This is a genomic window from Jeotgalicoccus nanhaiensis, assembly GCF_015235105.1.
Classification (GTDB): Bacteria; Bacillota; Bacilli; order Staphylococcales; family Salinicoccaceae; genus Jeotgalicoccus; species Jeotgalicoccus nanhaiensis.
On the sequence record NZ_JADGLW010000001.1, the window covers coordinates 129,990 to 148,122 of the forward strand.

The following is an 18,133-nucleotide window of genomic DNA, read 5'->3' on the forward strand; positions in this document are numbered from 1 at the left end:
TCTACATCACTCCCAATAGTACACCGGCTATGCCTGCCAGCAGTCCAACCGACCAGAAGACAATAACAATTTTCCATTCATTCCATCCTGACAGTTCAAAATGATGATGAATCGGCGTCATTTTAAAGATTCTTCTGCCAGTCGTTTTATACGATGCAACCTGCATCATAACGCTTGCTGTTTCAATAACAAAGACGATTCCAATAATGAGCAGCAGGAGACTGCTGTTTAAGAGCAGTGACACTGTCGCAATAATACCGCCGAGTGCAAGTGATCCTGTATCGCCCATAAACAGTTTGGCAGGGTATTTATTAAATATTAAAAATCCAATCAGCGAACCGGTTAAAATAAACAGAAACAGTGCAACTTCCATTTCCCCTGTTAACAGGCTGATTACAAGAAATGAACCAAATGCGATAATTGACGTTCCTGTCGACAAGCCGTCAAGGCCGTCCGTTAAATTCACTGCGTTAGAAAATCCGACGAGCCAAAAAACAATCCAGACGACAAAAAATATGCCGAGCGGGATAAACAAATCGGTTCCCGGAATCTGAATGCCGGCATCGATATCCGGAATCCAGTTCCTCATTATAATAAAGATTATGACCGCAACTAAAATTTGTGCAAGAAACTTCTGTTTTGATGACAAGCCTGCGTTATCCTTTTTAACGACGATAATATAATCATCGATAAATCCGATTAATGCAAAACCTAGTGTGACAATAATCAGCACCAGCAGCTTATAAATATCATCGGCAAAAAACAGACCGATAATCGACAGTACAATCGTTACAGAAATAAAAGACAAACCGCCCATCGTCGGGGTTCCTGTTTTAATTAAATGGCTTTCAGGACCTTCCTGCCTGATAGTCTGCCCAAATTTCATGCGCTTCAGTAAAGGTATTAAAATTGGTACCAGTATTGCAGTCAGCACAAGTGCGGCTGCGAAAAATATATAGTTCATAGCTCCTCCTAGTCGTTCGGGTCATTTGACGATAAAGTGATTTCGACAGCAGTATCTTCTGTTACTGCCGTGCCCGCATTCTGTGACTGGCCATTTACGTAGCCTTCGCCTTCGACTGTTATATTAATACCTATAAAGTCAGCGAGCATCAGTGCTTCCCGTTTCGAAAGCCCTTTGAAGTCCGGCAGGGTCGGCTCGCCGTCTGTTTTCACAAACAGGGAATCGTAAGGCAGCAAAGTGTCATCCTGAGGGAAATGATCGGTAATCTCTGTACCGTTCCCGACTATTTTTACATCAATTGTATCATTTAATTCATCAGTTAAAGCATCTATTTCCTGTCCTCTGTAATCTCCGATTTCTATGACATCGTGATCGCCGGATACATCCGCTTCAGAAACTTCAAGATATTTCAGCGTACGTTCCATCAGGGGATTAAAGCCCCTGGCAACGCCGTTATCCCATGTTTCACTTTTGTTTTCACTGGCAAGTTTTATACCGTAATAGACAATCACTTCCGGATCGTCTTTTGGAGCATAGCCTAAAAACGAAGTGAAAAACTGATATTCTCCGTCCATGTAGCCGCCCGTCTCCGGATCATAGATCTGAGCAGTACCCGATTTTCCGGTAACTTCATATTCATCGGATTTATATTGCGGATTATGGTCCAGCGAACCGTCGATCAGCGTATTCATTTCTGCTACAGTTTTTTCTGCTGCCTCCGGAGATATAACCTGTCTGACAGTTTCTTCCTTGCCGTCGTAGACAACTTCGCCGGCATCATCGGTAATCTCATCAACGACGTAAGGTTTCTTCATCTCCCCTTCGTTCAATAGCGCAGTCATTCCCTGAATCAGCTGAATCGGCGTTACTGTAGACGTTTGCCCGAAAGAGGTGGTTTTCTGCTGAAGTTCATCACCCCAGGCAATCTGCCCGGTTGTTTCTGTTGGAAATTCAGAACCGGTCGACTGACCGAATCCGAATTTTTCATAGTAGTCGAGCATCTTGTCGGACCCGACTTTATCCTGCAGGATCATCATCAGAACGTTTGATGAATACTGCATTCCTTCGTTATAGGTAATGTCGCCCCAGCCTTCGGTTTCCCAGTCGTAAATTGTTGAATCCATTACATCCATCGATCCCGAAGTGTAAACTGCATCCGGATCGTAAACTCCTTCTTCGATAGCGGCCGCTAGTCCAAACACTTTAAATGTGGAGCCCGGTTCAAATGAATATTCATAAAGCATATTCAGCCAGCTGTTGCCGAAACCTTCCCGCGTTTCAGGATTGAAGGACGGGCGCTGGCCGCTCGCGAGAATCTCTCCTGTATTTGCATCTGCAACGACCGCAATTAATTCTTCCGGTTCAAAGTGGTCTTCCATATCGTTTAAAGTATCTTCCAGATAGAGTTGAATATTCGAATCGATAGTCAGCTTCACATCATGACCGTCTACCGGAGGTTTGACATTATCTGAATTCGGCACGATATAGCCCCATACGTCCTGAGAATAATCAACGCTGCCTGGCTCCCCTTTAAGGAGGTCGTTATAAATACGTTCAAAACCAAGCTGGCCGTCCAGGGCACCGATGTCATCATTTAATTCTGCAAAGCCGATTAAATGAGAGGCAAACTGGCCATTCGGATAAAAGCGTCTCGTTTCCGGCACAAAAGAGATCCCTGTCGCTTCGGATTCCTCGAGGAATTTCTTATCATTATAGGAAATATTCCGGCCGGCCTGTCCTAGCTCCATCTGAAACTGGCCTTTTTTAATATTCTCTTCGATTTCTTTTTGTATGTCTTCTTTCTTCATGTCGACAACTTCAGCGAGCAGAGCAGCTGTTTCTTCCGGGTTGCTCACGTGATTCGGATAATTCTCATCGGTAATTATCGCAATCCGGTATGCCTCCATATCTGCTGCAAGTATATTGCCTTCACGGTCGACGATTTCACCGCGTTCCGGTTCATTTACCGCACTGACAGCATATTTATCCTGTCCTCTCGCGATTAAATCTTCGTCGTCTATCGTTTGAAATACCATCAATTTAATAAATTGACCGATAATCAAAAGAAAAAGCACTCCTATACCGAAATATATCAGGAGTGCGCCGATTGTTAGCTTGCTATTTTTAAGACTGATCTTCCGTCTAATCTTCCCCATACTTTTCTACAACCTTTACATTGCTATTATTCAGATCCAGGCCCAGTTCCTGAGCTTTTTCATATATGCGATCGTAAGAAGCAAGGTAAGTGATCTCAGTATTCAACTCACTGATTTCACCGTTTTTAACTGCGATTGTCTGTTCAATTGATGACTTCTCATTCTGGTAATTATAGGCTTCCATTTTTAAAGATAATACATATATGGAAACTGCAGCAATCAGAACAGCAAGTGTTATGTAAATAGCCATTTCCGTACGTTTAATCCCGACAATCTTTCCTTTTTTCCGGGTTTTCGGCTGACTGTCAGGTTTTCTGTATACTTTTTTTGCAGGATTTACCTCAGTATATCTTTCTACTACCATGTCAACACTTCCTATACTTGTTTCTCAGCAATTCGAAGTTTCGCACTGCGCGCACGCGGGTTGGCTTCAAGATCGTCACCTTCAGCGATAATCGGTTTACGGTTAACTCTTTTTAAGACAGGTTCATATCCCTCGGGAATAATAGGCATGTTCTTTGGCAGCTCCGGTCCTTTTTCGTACTCTACAAACATTTGTTTGCAGATTCTGTCTTCTAAAGAATGGAAGGTAATTACCGATACACGCCCGTCTTTGTTCAAAAGATCAATCGCCTGTTCCAGTGAACGTTCGAAGACACCGAGTTCATCGTTGACTGCAATGCGCAGCGCCTGGAAAATACGCTTTGCAGGATGCCCGCCTGTTCTTCTGAACTTCTGAGGTATTTGTGATTTAATAATTTCCGCGAGTTCCGTCGTCGTTTCAATTGGTTCTATTTCTCTTAAACGCTCGATTTCTCTGGCAATTTTTTTCGAGAACTTTTCTTCTCCGTACCTGAAAAAAATACTGACCAGAGCTTCGTATGGATATTCATTAACAATCTCATAAGCATCAAGCAGCTGTGTCTGATCCATTCTCATGTCGAGTCTCGCTGTTTTGGAGTGACTGAATCCCCTCTCTGTTACATCGAGCTGCGGACTTGAAACACCGAGGTCGTAAAGAATACCGTCGACACCCGTCACACCCTGTTCGTTAAGTGCTTCTGTTATATTTTCAAAATTTGTATGAATTAAAGTTATATTGCTGCTGTCTTTAAATTTTTCCCGGGCATTATTTATCGCTGTCATATCCTGATCAAACGCGTATACATGTCCCGAGTCAAGCTGTGACAATAAATATGAAGTATGTCCGCCGCCGCCGAGTGTTGCATCGACGTATATGCCGTCCGGTTTAATATTTAAGCCGTCGACTGTTTCTTTTAGTAAAACTGAAGTGTGGTTGAACAATTTGTCACATCCTAAAGGTCAAAATCAATTAAATCTTCTGCTATATCTTCAAAGTTATCTTCAGATTCAGTGTAAAAATCTTCCCATGCTGCCGAATCCCAGATTTCGATTCTGCTCGAGACACCGATGACTGTACAATCTTTTGTCAGTCCGGCATATTCACGCAGATTTTGCGGAATATTGATACGTCCCTGCTTATCGATTTCCACGGCTGCTGCGCCCGAGAAAAATAATCTCGTAAATTTACGCGCATCTTTTTTCGTCAGCGGCAGCGTTTTGAGTTTTTCTTCAATGCGGCTCCATTCTTCCTCTGTATACGCAAATAAACAGCGGTCGAGCCCGCGGGTAATAACGAATTGTCCATCGAGTAATTCTCTGAATTTACTCGGCATAATAATACGGCCTTTCGTATCCAAATTATGTTTATATTCACCCATGAACATATTCTCACCCCGCATATATTTAATTTACCACATCTCCCCACTTTCCTCCACAAATTATAAAAAAGATTGCCGATTATTTTATCAAATAAAAAAAACGATTTCTTCAAATGAAGAAATCGCATGGTATACAGCATGATTAACTTTTTATAATCGTCAATTTATCTGTGTAGCTGAGTGGGGAATAATCCCAATTACAGGCCGGATACTGCCACGGATGATACAGTCTTTCCTGCAGCGCCCCATTCGGCATCAGTTTTTCGCTCAATTCATCCAGATTATTCAGCTCTGTTCTTAAACTGCGTTTGATATCAACTGAATAACGCTTCTTTAAATACTCGAGTTCATTCAGATGGCGCTTTTTGTTGCCGTCGATTATCCCGCTTGTAAAATATTCATCCGCGTATTCGTAAAGCGGTTTAAATGACTCTTCGAGAGAAGATTTAACACGTTCGATCTCGTCAAGCACCTGATCGTTGGTATGCGTTTTAATAAGCGTTTCTTTACGCGCCTGAATCTGGTCTGTGATGCTGCTGTCCAGTGTCAGTTCATACCTTTCGAGCAGCTTACTGATTCTGTCATCGACATGTATGAACTCCATCCGCTTCAGCACTATCGGCATATCAGTTTCCATCACACCGAATACTTTATGCAGCTCTCCCCAGTAAGCTACTTCAGCACCGCCGCCTAGGAATACTGCTGTATTAAACAGCATTTCCTGCATCAGGGGTCTCGTCACTACATTATTGGAAAACTCTATTGGGGATTGTTCTATACGTTTCAGTATTTCATCTTTGTTTAGTTTCTCATCTCCGAGCACATAGGCATTTTCTTCTTCAGTTTCAGTAATCAGCGTTCTTGCCGATGCTGCATTAGCAAACAGATGAACATTTGTCTCAGTCTGAATAACCGGTGCTTTATTTACAGTGCGTATAAATTCTTCCTGTCCTTCTTTAAATGCTGCATCGATTGCTTTATGCTGCTTAAACATATTTTGCATTATCGGCACTTCGAGTTCTCGTACGGCTTCAAGATGAGAATTGAAAATTACAAGACCATCGTTTTTAAATGTTTCGTGGACCAGGCTGTGGAACAGCTCCGTCCACGACGTACATCGTTCTATCGATGCTGTCACTTGTTTTTTTAATGCTGCTGCATAGCTGGAGTCACCAATGTATCGAAGGATTTTATCCAGCGCTTCAGCCATCGCTTTTTTATCGTAATTATAAAAACCAATGCTCATAGGCACAGTCAAATTCGGCTTGTAATTTACTTTAACTCGTCTGCGGTGGTATGTGTCATACAGATGTGTGTGGTTCACTTCCTCGTAATCGTGATCCTCACCCGCAACCCAAAAAACGGGAACTGCATCATAACCGTGCTTCTCTTTCAGTTCTTTTACTACGACTAAAATTGATACTATTTTATGAATGATATACGAAGGACTCATAAAAAGTCCCGCCTGCTGGCCGGCAATAACTACCTTATGCCCTTTTTTAAGCAGTTCAATATTGTGCTGCTGCGCCTCTGACAGCCCGTACTGCGACATATCGGTTTCGATAATGCTGCCGAGTTCTGCAGTATGGCTGTGCACCGGGCGCTGAAGCACTTCTTTGATACTTTCTTCATCATAGGACAGACCGCCGTAAAATTGCTTGTTGTCAGTTATATTATGTAGGTTTTCAGAAAAATCAATAGTCTCAAAATGCATAAATCGTTCTCCTCAATTAATCGTTATTCAAAGTATAAAAGTTATTTATCTATAAAACAATTGAACGGCTTCGCAATTATGAATATACTGTATTAAAAGGAGCGTTGCCAAATGTCAAAAGTAAAAAACTTAGCTATTAACTACAAAACAGCAGAGGAATTTAAAAAATTCCGCGAATACGGTTCTCAGGAACTTCACATGATTGATGAACTCGAAGCCAATGTAATCGATGCGAATATCGATTCACCTTTCTACGGTATTTACCAGGGCGATGATCTGGCTGCACGCATGTGCCTGTATCGCCGCGAAGATGCAGATCATCCGATCGACAACGAAACCGCTGATTATTTAGTTATCTGGAAACTTGAAGTGCTAGAAAGATATCAGGGCAGAGGGTTCGGCAGTGAGCTGATTGAATACGCTAAATCATTTAACCTTCCGATTAAAGCTATCAGCCGTTTCCAGAACTCCCGCGACTTTTTTGAAAAACACGGATTTGGCGCACACGAATACGATATTGAACGTGATCTGGCGGACGAATCACTGATGTGGTATCCAAAATAAGATTTAAGTTATGAGCCGGGACGGATTTTGTCCCGGCTTTTTATTTATCTTGTGTCAGAGGATTCCCGGAAGTTCTAAAACCCTTAAAATCCCGTATCAAGTATTTAAAAGTATACTTTACATGCACAAAAAAGCCTGAAGATCTTAGAAAATAAGATTTTCAGGCTTTTTCTTTAATAAGACGATTAGTTAGCTACGACTTCTTCGCCTTTGTAGCTTCCGCATTCTTTACATACACGGTGAGCTAATTTAGTTTCACCGCAGTTAGAGCATTCTACCATTCCTGGTAGTGAAAGTCTCATGTGTGAACGACGTTTATTTTTGCGTGTTTTTGATGTTCTTCTTTTAGGTACTGCCATTATTTTTCCTCCTCATCGCTTAGCTTTAAAGCTTCTAGTTTTTGTAATCTCGGATCCACAGCCGGTTTCTGGCTGCTGGCTTCCGATTCATCCATTACTGTCCAACCACTTGCTCCTGATGACCCGGGTAGTTCGTCACTCTCTGTATAAACTGTCGGTAAGTTGACGATTAACAGCTCTCTGACTACCGGCTCCAAATCCAGCGTATGAATCAGCGGATGCAGGTTGTCATCATCTATTTCTTCGTCTTCTTCAAGTGTTTCATCAAACACTTCGACAGATTGTATTTCGAGAGGCAGACTAACAGTATCACCGCTTCGGCTGTCGATCATCTTAACAACCGCCGATATATGCAAGTCAACATCTACTCGATGATGTCCGAAAATCATATCACCGTAGACTCTGGTATCTTCTACAGCGAGTATATCCGCACGATCATACAATGTGTCTAACTGAACAGTTTCATTAAAAGTGAATTTCTCGCTGGCAGACTTTCTTAGTTGTGAAAGCGACCATTTCATATAATTCCACCTCTTATGAGCACAACAGATATTGTACAGTTATAAAGAAAAAGTGTCAAGTTTTTTTCTTAACAAATAACTTCAATCTGTCTAATATTTTGATACACTTAGTATAACATTTATCGGGGGTTTATGTATGAAAATTTTAGCATTAATTACGGAGTACAACCCATTTCATAACGGGCATATTTATCATATTGAGAAAGCAAAAGAACTCACGGAGCCCGATGTAACTGTTGCGATTATGTCAGGAAACTTTACCCAGCGCGGCGAAATCGCAATTACAGATAAGTTTACGCGGACTGAGGCCGCGCTTGAACATGTGGATCTCGTCGCTGAATTGCCGCTGTTAAACGCGGTGAGTTCTGCCGATGATTTTGCCCGGGGCGGCGTGCACATTGCTGAGAAGCTCGGCGCGACCGACCTCGTCTTTGGCAGCGAGTCAGGCAGCATCGATTCATTAATCAGCGCTGCCCGTGAATCCAAACTGCTCGAAGATTCACCCGAGTTCCACAAACTGCTGAAACAGGGGTACAGCTACCCGCGCGCAGTAAGCTCGCTTGCTCATAATACCTTTCTTTCGTCACCGAACGATACGCTCGGCATCGCTTATATTAACGCACTTAACGATTTAAAGTCGTCTATAAGACCGGACACGATAAAACGAATCGGTAACAAATACAGCGACGCAGCCTTATCCAGCACCGAATTTTCCAGCGCAACGAGTCTTCGTGCCGCACTTTTCAGCGGCAATAATGAAAAGGCGGGAAATTTTATGCCTGAAAGTCTTATCGACAAAATGACAGAAGGTCATCTCGCTTCTAATGAAGACTTTTTCCTGACCTTAAAAACGCTTATTTTAACCCGTTCACCGGAAGATCTTAAAAAGATATATATGATGACCGAAGGGCTCGAATACCGGCTGAAGGATAAAATAAAGAAAGCCGACAGCTATGCTGAATTTTTATCAGCCGTTAAAACAAAACGCTACACATGGACAAGACTCAGCAGACTGATGATTTCCATCCTCTTGAATATTACTGATGAAGTGATGAAGCAGTACAAGCTGACCGATAGCGTCCGCATCCTCGGCATGACTAAAAATGGACAGCAGTATTTAAGATCGCTCGGTCCTGCAGAAATTATTACGAACGTCAATAAAAAAAACCGCAGCCTCGTGTCACATGAAGTGACGGCCACGGAAGTGTATAACACATTTACCGGATGCCGGAAAAATGATTTCAATACACCGGTAATTATTGTTCCTTAAATTTTTCTTTTAAAGCATCTTCAATGAGCGGCGGGACGATATCTTCAATCTTGCCTCCGTATTTCGCAACTTCTTTAACGATCGATGATGAAATAAATGAATAGTTGTTGTTAGTCATTATATACATCGTTTCAATCTGGCTGTCGAGCTTTCTGTTCATACTCGTCAGCTGCATTTCGTATTCGAAGTCGCTGACCGCACGCAAGCCCCTGATAATGGCATCCGCTTCGACTTGCTGGCAGAAGTCAATCAGCAGTCCGTCAAACTGCACTACTTCAACATTGTCCAGATGCTTCGTCACTCCTGAAATCAGCTCGATGCGTTCTTCAGGTGAAAATAACCCCTTTTTTGAAGAATTTCTTAAAACAGAAACGTATACCTTGTCAAAAATTTTACAGGCACGCTCTATAATATCCAGATGCCCGTAGGTAATCGGGTCAAAACTTCCCGGTACTACCGCTATTTTATTCTTAGTCAAAATGCTCCCCTACTTTCTCTCTTTGCTAAGCAGCCATATTTTAATCGAACCGTAGTCATTTTCTTTTGTGATTTCAAATCCCGGATGGGCAAAATTTTCATTTTTGCCCGCCTCCGCGACAATTCTGCCGCCTTCTTTCAAAAGCTTATATTCTAATATCAGTTCTAGACTTTTATCGATCAGTTTCTTATTATAAGGCGGATCTAGAAAGATCAGATCAAATGACTTGTCCCGTTTCGCCATCGCTTTTAAGGCTCTGCGGTAATCATTGCGGAAGATTTCTACCGGTTCATCCAGGTCACGCGTATTCTCTTTAATAATTTTAATAGCATCTCCTGCACCGTCGATAATCATCGCTTTGTCAGCTCCCCGGCTCAGCGCTTCGATTGCAAGCCCGCCTGTGCCGCCAAAAAGGTCCAGTACGCTCCCCTCTATATCTCCAAGCATACTGAAGACACTTTCGCGCACTTTGTCGCTTGTAGGCCGTGTATCATTTGATTTTAAAGTATGCAGTTTCTTTGCTTTATATTTCCCGCTGATAATTCTCATAAGTATTGCCCTTTCATTTGGCTCTCTGGTCATATATTATATTGATAGGAGCTGATTATATGCAAAAATTCATCACGATGGGTGAAGGTTACCACGAAATATTTGAATTGCAGGCACTGATCGACTATAATCACGAACGTGTTCAGCATGCAATATTTCTCAACAACGACAAAACACCTGCGACATTTCTCTTGGTTATGAAACCTGTTGAACAAAACCTGCAGGCGATATACACTATCTACAACGGCATCGTCTATAATGACGGCCAGGGTAAAAAGTATCAGCTGATAAAGTCATGGTGTGAGGAGAAAAACTTGAACATCGTCGAGTTTTCAACAAAATCACCGGAAGAGTTTTATGAACGCGAACAGTTCTACCAGTATCTAACCGGAATTTTAAGATTAAATCATCTGATTCTGCCAATGACTTAATTAAATAAGACGGTAATCTTCTTTTTCTTTATCTTCAGTATGATATTCGCGTTTGATATTCGGATATTCACTCAAAACGATATCGGTAACAAACTTCAGTTTGCCGAGGTCTCTGAGCGTCTTATCCAAATCGGCTTCATCGATATACAAAAGGACATATTTCTTAGATTTATTCACATAAATTAAATGTCCGTGCCGTTTCAATTGTCGAATGAATTTATTTTGTTTAAAATAAACATATATACCAAGTCGGTTAACTAACATTGACTGACCACCTATCTAAATCTTTAGAATCATAATAACATATATCTTATATGTTTTTTAAATGAATATCTCATGGAGGTTTCCAACATGGCAAATTGTTTTAAAAGAATGGTAACAGCAGTCGGTGTTGCTACCGGTCTGACACTCGGCCTATGGGCAGGTACAAAGTTAATGAAAGAAACGAAAGTGCGCGATATCAAACCATACTTCAAACAGCGTTCACCGTACATTTTCGCACACCGCGGCGGTATGGGACTTGCACCTGAACACACACGCATCGCGTTTGACAAAGCATCGGAATTCGATGTGGAAGGATTCGAAATTGATATCCGTCTGACAAAAGATGAAGAAATTGTCGTTTTTCACGATGCCTATGTAGACAGAACATCAAACGGTGCAGGGAAAGTCAGCAATTTAACACTCGATGACTTAAAAGACCTTGATTTCGGTTATCACTTTACCGATGTCGAAGGCAATCACCCCTACCGCGGACACGACAAAGCAAAAATTGTTACTCTGCGCGAATTGATTGAAGAATATCCGGGCAAACTAATCAATATCGATATTAAAGATGACCCCGACACATATTCAGGCAGTCTTATTCCAAGCCTGCTCTACCGTTTAATTACCGAGCTCGGCGCTGAAGACCGCGTACTCGTAACAAGTTTCCACGATTCACAGATTAAGCAGTTTAATCTGTATGCAGAAGATACTGTTGCGCTCGGCGCGGGTGTCGATCAGGTCAGCCGTGCGTACTTCCTGCACCGCGCAGGATTCGGTCATATGTATGAACCGGCGGCGGACACCTTCCAGATTCCGACAGAATACAACGGTATTCGTTTAGATACAAGACGTTTTATCGAGCACTTAACGAGTCTGAACATTGCAGTAGGATACTGGAACATCAACAAGATGGATAAAATGGATGAACTCATCCAAAAAGGTGCGCATACTATCGTAACCGACTATCCGGACATCAGCTATCACCTGTTAAAAAACAGATACTAATGATGCAAAAGACCTGCAGAAATGCGGGTCTTTTTTTGTGGGCGGATGGAGGTGCTGGGACTGGGGTTGGGATGACCGGAGATCATATGTATCCGGAGTCTCTGGGGTTGGCGTGACAGAAGTTCATATGTATCCGGAATCCCTGGGGTTTGAATGACAGGAGATCATATGTATCCGGAGTCTCTGGGGTTGGCATGACTGGAATTCATATGTATCCGGAGTCCCTGGGGTTTGAATGACAGGAGATCATGTGTATCCGCAGTCTCTGGGGTTGGCATGACTGGAATTCATATGTATCCGGAGTCCCTGGGGTTTGAATGACAGGAGATCATGTGTATCCGCAGTCTCTGGGGTTGGCATGACTGGAATTCATATGTATCCGGAGTCCCTGGGGTTTGAATGACAGGAGATCATGTGTATCCGCAGTCTCTGGGGTTTGAATGACAGGAGATCATGTGTATCCGCAGTCCCTGGGGTTGGCATGACTGAAGATCATATGTATCCGGATGCTCTGGGGTTTGCATGACAAAGTATCAAGTGTATCCGCAGCAGCTGGGATTGGCATGAACGGAGCTCATGCTAACTCCAACCCCACAATCCTACTCTCTCCAATAAAAAAACACAGTTCCCAAGAGGAACCGTGTTTTGAAGTTAAATTTATATTAGCCTGCGCAGCCGCAGCTTCCGCCTGTTGCACAGCCGCTGTTTGAACTGTTTGAGAAAAATGGATTACTGCTGACGATATTTGCATGGGGACTGACTGACTGCCCTATAATAAAGAGTATTTCATCCAGCAGCGACTGCAGCTGAAATTCCGCTCTCCGGTACTCCATTATAATCGGATGCATGTCCAAGGCTTTTTTATACTGGTTGATCTCTTTTCGTTTCGTGCTGAAATCAGGGTGATATTTACCAAAGCGTTCAACGTCGATAAAGTTCTCTTTTAAACGCGCAAAGTGTTTAATCATGCCTCTGACTTCATCATCTGTATCCAAGAGTGTTTTATAATTACAGTAGTTTTTATATTCTTCTGTCTCAGTAACCATATCGTTTAGAGAGTCTAGTGAATCCAAAATTTCAAAATCCATAATTGCTGTCATATAATCACCTCTCCTTAACCATTTTATCATATAGACACATTTGTTACTATATGATAAATACCATTTGCAACCTGTATTGTAATAGATTAAAATTAGGGTAATGGATAAATGATAGGGGGCAAAATGATGGTTTTTGAAAACTCAGGTATTGAAAATGTAGTCATTCCACAAGGCTCACTGCAGGAAATTATGAACCACAATGGTTGTGTTCTTGGCGGCAGTTGGGATTACGAGCGTATGACTTTCGATTATAAATACGAAATTCCTGAAGGTATTTATTACTTACGTTTTCCTGGATATGCAGTAGACGGTGATGTCGGTGCAAATAATGCAACATTACAGTTAATGGATCCTTATATGGGGAAACATTACTACCCGACTGGTATCGAATACGGCAGCGATGAAGTATTCCCTGAACGCATCGTTGAACATGCGATCAGCAAAATCAGAACAATCAGTAAAGAACTGACTGCAGTTGCGGGCGTTTAATTTACAGCAGCTGCTACATAATAAAACCTCTTACAGTAATTTGTAAGAGGTTTTTATTAATCCTAATGGAATATTGCATCCCACAGACCGGTCGTTTCTCCGCCCGGATATAAAATATAAAGTATGATATAGACCATGATACCTGTCACTGCAGTGAAGAACCAGATTGTCGCTGCTGTCATACCGAATTTTCTGTGCTGGCGCAGTTTGTTTTTCTTGCCGGTGAACACTTGGATTCCTCCGAAAATCCCTCCCGTAGTAGCCAGAATAATATGGCTGACAAGAAAAATTACATAGTAAATTTCAAGCGATTCAGGTCCGCCAAATTGAGTGTTTCCAAGGAATACAGTTTTCGATATATAAATAACGAAAAATGTTAACGCCGACCATGCAGCGAGTGTCATGAATTTCTCATGCTTCAGCACGTGCCCTTTTTTAATATGATAAACTCCAATACCCATAAATATCGCGCTCAGTACGATAAATGATGTACTGAGTGTGGGCAGGATAAAATATATGTCCAAAATTTTTCCTCCTATGCTCTAAACCGGTTGTCCATTTCTTTTTGCGCCTGTGCTTTTGCCAGGGCACGTTCTGTAATCTGATTTGCATCTCTGCGTTCTTCATTGAACCATTTAAAGAATATGTGAGCGAGCATTACTCCGAAAAATACTTCCTGCAGTACTTTCATTATAATACCGCCTGTCTGCTGGTCATTCAAAGGCGTTGAATTTGTAAAGTATTCCGGTCCGGAAATCATCCCTGCTCCGGAAATACTGTCAAGAATACCTGAAGGTACGCATAACTCCATCGCACTTAACCACGCTTCACCTTCTGTAAAAGTAGCATAAATTGGTGTGCTTGAGAAAATAATCAGTGCACATGCCGGAGTAACAAAAGCTCCGATTCCAAAAATATAAAGCAGTTTAAACAATCCGCCCATATGCTCTTCTTCAGGTTCAACTTTGTTGAACATCGGGTAAAACGCCATTAAAGCTGTCAGGAACATTACTGCGAGTACTAATGTATGAAGAGTTGCACTCATTTTTAAGTTATCCATAACGACGGGTAAATGATAAATTGAAAATGCAGCGATAAGCAGCATCAGTGAGATTAAAGGTTTTTTCGCACCTAATCTCAGCACCGGACCGATTACCGGCAATGAAACGATATATTTCTGCAGATAAGCCGGCACGCTAAAATACATCAGCGGTGCAATTAAGAATAATACAAAAGCCATCTGCAACATGTGGAATGTAAATAATATATGACTTAATAAGTCGACTGGCGAGCCGTACATTGCATACAGTAAAATCATATTGACTGCAAAGAGTGCCCCTTCTCGACTCGTCAGCGGTCGTCCACCTTCAAATTCCTTATACCATCTCGTGGTCACAAGGAAGAAGACTGCCGTAACAAGAATAACGAAAGCCATAAAAAAGGGACTCCAGTTAGCCATAAAACCGAAAATTTTAATTGAAGTTATATTTCCCATACCTACCACCTTAAATTTAACCTTATTATCTCTAGTATAAATTTATTATTATCATAACTCAAGACGATAAAAACACACAAAGTGACAAACTATTGACCAAAAAAAAGATGACCTCAGAACGAGATCATCTCTTTTTGTATTAGATCGGCTGACCGATCCATACGATATAAATGAATGTTACACAGAAAGCAATTGCGAAATACATTCCTACAATCATAAACAGTTTAGCAAAATCATGCCCTTTATCTTTCATGTGCATGAAGTAGTAGAACTGCAGTACAACTTGAATGAATGCGAACAGCATTACGCTTCCCATGATGAACGTTGGATCAAATTCCAGTGCAACCATACCAAATGCTATGAATGTTAAAAAAATCATAAATGAAAATCCTGTAAGCTGCAGGCGCATTTCTTTTGTACGCTGGCGTCGAAGATTTCTCAGCTGAGTTTCTGTCATTGGTTTCTCTTGTAAATCAGCCATTTATATCACTCCTAACAAGTAAACGATTGTGAAGATGAATACCCACACAACGTCGATGAAGTGCCAGTACAGCGCTGCTGTATTCACTTTAGCTGCTGTATATACTGATAAACCGCGCGTTGCGTTACGGATAATCAGACCTGTAATCCAGATCAGACCGATAATTACGTGGAAACCGTGAGTACCGATCAGAATATAGAATGCACTACCGAAGGCGCTAGATCTGAAAGTATGTCCAAGGTGAACATATTCATAGAACTCGTAAATTTCAAGTGCTAAGAATCCTGCACCAAGAAGTACTGTAATAGCTAGCCATAACTGCATTTTACTGAAGTTATTATTACGCATGTGATACACCGCGTATACACTCGTCAGGGACGATGTAAGTAATAACATCGTCATGACAAATGCAAGTTCAAGGTGGAACAAATCAGCTGCAAGCATATGATCCGAACTTGGCACGCTGTCTTTCAATGCCATGTAAGTTGCGAATAATGATGCGAATAATACTGTCTCTCCTGCTAAGAAAGTCCAGAAACCGACGAATTTATTTCTACCTTCGTGTGTTGCTGTCTCCGGGTGCTCAGGCCACTGTTCGTTAGGGACATTATATTTCATTTCAGCCATTACTTAGCACCCCTTTCTTCTTCTTCAAGATCTCTTAATATTTCTTCTTTCGTTACATAATAGCCAAGGTCATCTTTAAATGAACGTGTAATCATTGAGATAAATGTAATTGCAAGTCCGATTACAAGTAACCAGAATGCCCATGGTTTTACTGGTAAATCTGCTACTGCATCGATTGCCCATTCTTTACCTGAAGCAAAGTACAGAGCACCGAATGAAGCGATGAACAGACCAAGTGACATTACAAACGGAATGATTGAGTTGTTCGGCATATGGAAATCTTCAACCGATTCCGCCGGAAGCATTTTTCCGTTACCTTCTTTTTTCTCAATCCAGAATGCATCAAGTCCGCGTACTAAAGGAATCTGTGCATAGTTGTAATACGGTACTGGAAGCGGTATTGACCACTCAAGTGTACGTCCGTCGCCCCAAGGGTCGCGGCCCACTTTTTGATTTTTAGCAACTGTCATGATGATGTTAATCACTAAAACAATAACCGCTGCTGCCATCAAGAGAGCACCGATGGTTGATATTAAGTTTGCTGCATTGTAGCCCTGTCCGTCGAGGTAAGTGAATACCCGGCGCGGCATTCCCCATAATCCTAAGAAGTGCTGAATCAGGAATGTCAGATGGAAACCTACAAAGAACAGCCAGAATTCTACTTTACCAAGTTTATCACTCAGCATCGTGCCGAATATTACCGGCCAGTAGTAGTGAAGTCCTGCAAGTAAGGCGAACACTACCCCGCCGACGATTACATAGTGGAAGTGAGCTACGATAAAGTATGAGTCATGGTACTGATAGTCAGCTGGAGCAACTGCCTGCATAATTCCTGTTACCCCACCCATAACGAAGGATGGAATAAATCCAAGTGCGTACATCATAGGTGTTGTAAACTCTATGCTTCCGCCCCAGATTGTAAAGATCCAGTTAAATATTTTAATACCTGTCGGTACTGCGATTGCCATTGTTGCCAAGGCGAAAATTGCGTTGGCTGTCGGCCCGAGACCAACTGTAAACATGTGGTGTGCCCATACCATGAATCCGAAGAAACCGATAAGCACTGTTGCGAATACCATTGCTGAGTAACCGAATAGACGTTTACGAGCAAATGTTGCGAATATTTCAGAGAATATCCCGAACGCCGGAAGGATTAGAATGTAAACTTCCGGGTGACCGAAGATCCAGAATAAGTGTTCCCAGATAATCGTGTTACCTCCAGCTTCTACAAGGAAGAAGTTGGAACCGAACATACGGTCAAAGATTAACAGGAAAAGACCTACTGTTAACGGCGGGAATGCAAAGACGATCAGAACACCTGCAACAAGTGCAGTCCATGTAAAGAGCGGCATTCTCATATATGTCATACCTGGTGCTCTCATCGTAATAATAGTTGTTACAAAGTTGATTCCTGTCATCAATGTTCCTGCACCGGTAATTTGCAGACCCAGTGCATAGAAATCAATACCGTGGCCAGGTGATGCAATTGACAGTGATGCGTAACTTGTCCAGCCCGCATCCGGTGCTCCGCCCATAAACCATGATAAGTTAAGGAAGATACCACCCAGGATAAACAACCAGACACCCAGTGCGTTCATGAATGGGAAAGCCATGTCACGTGCACCAATTTGAAGTGGTACTATAACGTTCATGAACGCGAATAATAGCGGCATCGCTGCTAAGAATATCATTGTTGTACCGTGCATCGTAATAACTTCGTTAAACAGACCTGCTGAAAGGAAGTCGTTGTTCGGCACTGCCAGCTGAAGACGAATCAGCATTGCTTCTATACCGCCCATTGCGAAGAATAATCCCCCAGCAATCAAATACAGAATACCAATTTTCTTATGGTCAACGGTTGTCATGTATTCCCAAATCGTTGCACCAAAACCACGTTTTTTTGCTGTTGCTTCGGACATTA

At 42.0% G+C, this 18,133-nt stretch carries 22 protein-coding genes; 5 read left to right on the forward strand and 17 right to left on the reverse strand.

Going from position 1 to position 18,133, the window contains the following annotated elements; genetic code table 11:
• Window position 1: 1 nt before the first annotated feature.
• From mraY to bshC, 6 genes are all read right to left on the reverse strand, one after another.
• Window positions 2-964, reverse strand: coding sequence for a phospho-N-acetylmuramoyl-pentapeptide-transferase (gene mraY, locus IR135_RS00605; protein WP_135095756.1), 963 nt, complete (start codon window positions 962-964; stop codon window positions 2-4).
• Window positions 965-972: 8 nt separating this feature from the next.
• Complete coding sequence (locus IR135_RS00610; RefSeq protein WP_135095758.1) at window positions 973-3,120, reverse strand: penicillin-binding transpeptidase domain-containing protein; 2,148 nt, start codon at window positions 3,118-3,120, stop codon at window positions 973-975.
• Entirely contained in the window at window positions 3,107-3,484 is a 378-nt protein-coding gene (ftsL, locus tag IR135_RS00615; RefSeq protein WP_135095760.1) for a cell division protein FtsL, read from the reverse strand. The genes IR135_RS00610 and ftsL overlap by 14 nt, the downstream gene beginning before the upstream one ends.
• 11 nt (window positions 3,485-3,495) lie before the next feature.
• Complete coding sequence (rsmH, locus tag IR135_RS00620; RefSeq protein ID WP_135095763.1) at window positions 3,496-4,425, reverse strand: 16S rRNA (cytosine(1402)-N(4))-methyltransferase RsmH; 930 nt, start codon at window positions 4,423-4,425, stop codon at window positions 3,496-3,498.
• 11 nt (window positions 4,426-4,436) lie between these two features.
• Window positions 4,437-4,868 carry a division/cell wall cluster transcriptional repressor MraZ gene (mraZ, locus tag IR135_RS00625; RefSeq protein WP_115885817.1) on the reverse strand — a complete coding sequence of 144 codons (432 nt, stop codon included), beginning with the start codon at window positions 4,866-4,868 and terminating at the stop codon, window positions 4,437-4,439.
• Between the two features lie 136 nt (window positions 4,869-5,004).
• On the reverse strand, window positions 5,005-6,576 hold the full coding sequence (gene bshC / locus IR135_RS00630) for a bacillithiol biosynthesis cysteine-adding enzyme BshC (protein WP_135095767.1): 1,572 nt from the start codon (window positions 6,574-6,576) through the stop codon (window positions 5,005-5,007).
• A 111-nt stretch (window positions 6,577-6,687) separates the two neighbouring features.
• Here bshC and IR135_RS00635 point away from each other — a divergent pair, with 111 nt between their 5' ends.
• Window positions 6,688-7,140: an N-acetyltransferase gene (locus IR135_RS00635; protein ID WP_115885715.1), complete on the forward strand. Its 453-nt coding sequence runs from the start codon at window positions 6,688-6,690 to the stop codon at window positions 7,138-7,140.
• A 185-nt stretch (window positions 7,141-7,325) separates the two neighbouring features.
• On the opposite strand, the gene rpmF is transcribed toward IR135_RS00635, so the two are convergent.
• Window positions 7,326-7,499, reverse strand: coding sequence for a 50S ribosomal protein L32 (rpmF, locus tag IR135_RS00640; RefSeq protein ID WP_035807975.1), 174 nt, complete (start codon window positions 7,497-7,499; stop codon window positions 7,326-7,328).
• Window positions 7,499-8,020, reverse strand: a complete 522-nt coding sequence (locus IR135_RS00645; RefSeq protein WP_135095768.1) for a YceD family protein — start codon at window positions 8,018-8,020, stop codon at window positions 7,499-7,501. The genes rpmF and IR135_RS00645 overlap by 1 nt, the downstream gene beginning before the upstream one ends.
• 136 nt (window positions 8,021-8,156) lie before the next feature.
• Between IR135_RS00645 and IR135_RS00650 the strand changes: the two genes are divergently transcribed.
• Entirely contained in the window at window positions 8,157-9,290 is a 1,134-nt protein-coding gene (locus IR135_RS00650; protein ID WP_135095771.1) for a nucleotidyltransferase, read from the forward strand.
• Here IR135_RS00650 and coaD read toward each other — a convergent pair.
• A complete protein-coding gene (gene coaD / locus IR135_RS00655; RefSeq protein ID WP_135095773.1) occupies window positions 9,277-9,768 on the reverse strand; it encodes a pantetheine-phosphate adenylyltransferase in 492 nt (163 codons plus the stop codon). The genes IR135_RS00650 and coaD overlap by 14 nt on opposite strands.
• A 9-nt stretch (window positions 9,769-9,777) precedes the next feature.
• Window positions 9,778-10,350, reverse strand: a complete 573-nt coding sequence (gene rsmD, locus IR135_RS00660) for a 16S rRNA (guanine(966)-N(2))-methyltransferase RsmD (RefSeq protein ID WP_115885711.1) — start codon at window positions 10,348-10,350, stop codon at window positions 9,778-9,780.
• A 26-nt stretch (window positions 10,351-10,376) separates the two neighbouring features.
• Here rsmD and IR135_RS00665 point away from each other — a divergent pair, with 26 nt between their 5' ends.
• Window positions 10,377-10,748 (forward strand): hypothetical protein, encoded by a 372-nt coding sequence (locus tag IR135_RS00665; protein ID WP_135095775.1) that lies wholly within the window; start codon window positions 10,377-10,379, stop codon window positions 10,746-10,748.
• Here the strand turns inward: IR135_RS00665 and IR135_RS00670 are convergent, their stop codons facing one another.
• Window positions 10,749-11,012 carry a YlbG family protein gene (locus tag IR135_RS00670; RefSeq protein WP_135095777.1) on the reverse strand — a complete coding sequence of 88 codons (264 nt, stop codon included), beginning with the start codon at window positions 11,010-11,012 and terminating at the stop codon, window positions 10,749-10,751.
• An 87-nt stretch (window positions 11,013-11,099) separates the two neighbouring features.
• Here IR135_RS00670 and IR135_RS00675 point away from each other — a divergent pair, with 87 nt between their 5' ends.
• Window positions 11,100-12,020, forward strand: a complete 921-nt coding sequence (locus tag IR135_RS00675) for a glycerophosphodiester phosphodiesterase (RefSeq protein ID WP_135095779.1) — start codon at window positions 11,100-11,102, stop codon at window positions 12,018-12,020.
• A 662-nt stretch (window positions 12,021-12,682) separates the two neighbouring features.
• Here IR135_RS00675 and IR135_RS00680 read toward each other — a convergent pair.
• Window positions 12,683-13,120, reverse strand: coding sequence for a YlbF family regulator (locus tag IR135_RS00680; protein WP_135095781.1), 438 nt, complete (start codon window positions 13,118-13,120; stop codon window positions 12,683-12,685).
• Window positions 13,121-13,246: 126 nt separating this feature from the next.
• Here IR135_RS00680 and IR135_RS00685 point away from each other — a divergent pair, with 126 nt between their 5' ends.
• Entirely contained in the window at window positions 13,247-13,609 is a 363-nt protein-coding gene (locus IR135_RS00685) for a YugN family protein (protein ID WP_135095783.1), read from the forward strand.
• 62 nt (window positions 13,610-13,671) lie between these two features.
• On the opposite strand, the gene IR135_RS00690 is transcribed toward IR135_RS00685, so the two are convergent.
• The 5 genes from IR135_RS00690 to ctaD form a co-directional block, all read right to left on the reverse strand.
• Window positions 13,672-14,127 (reverse strand): DUF420 domain-containing protein, encoded by a 456-nt coding sequence (locus IR135_RS00690; RefSeq protein ID WP_369890088.1) that lies wholly within the window; start codon window positions 14,125-14,127, stop codon window positions 13,672-13,674.
• Between the two features lie 17 nt (window positions 14,128-14,144).
• Window positions 14,145-15,104, reverse strand: coding sequence for a cytochrome c oxidase assembly factor CtaG (ctaG, locus tag IR135_RS00695; RefSeq protein WP_135095786.1), 960 nt, complete (start codon window positions 15,102-15,104; stop codon window positions 14,145-14,147).
• Window positions 15,105-15,243: 139 nt separating this feature from the next.
• Window positions 15,244-15,585 carry a cytochrome C oxidase subunit IV family protein gene (locus IR135_RS00700; RefSeq protein WP_135095788.1) on the reverse strand — a complete coding sequence of 114 codons (342 nt, stop codon included), beginning with the start codon at window positions 15,583-15,585 and terminating at the stop codon, window positions 15,244-15,246.
• Window positions 15,586-16,212, reverse strand: a complete 627-nt coding sequence (locus tag IR135_RS00705) for a cytochrome (ubi)quinol oxidase subunit III (RefSeq protein WP_135095790.1) — start codon at window positions 16,210-16,212, stop codon at window positions 15,586-15,588.
• Window positions 16,212-18,131, reverse strand: a complete 1,920-nt coding sequence (gene ctaD / locus IR135_RS00710; protein WP_135095792.1) for a cytochrome c oxidase subunit I — start codon at window positions 18,129-18,131, stop codon at window positions 16,212-16,214. The genes IR135_RS00705 and ctaD overlap by 1 nt, the downstream gene beginning before the upstream one ends.
• Between the last annotated feature and the right edge of the window lie 2 nt (window positions 18,132-18,133).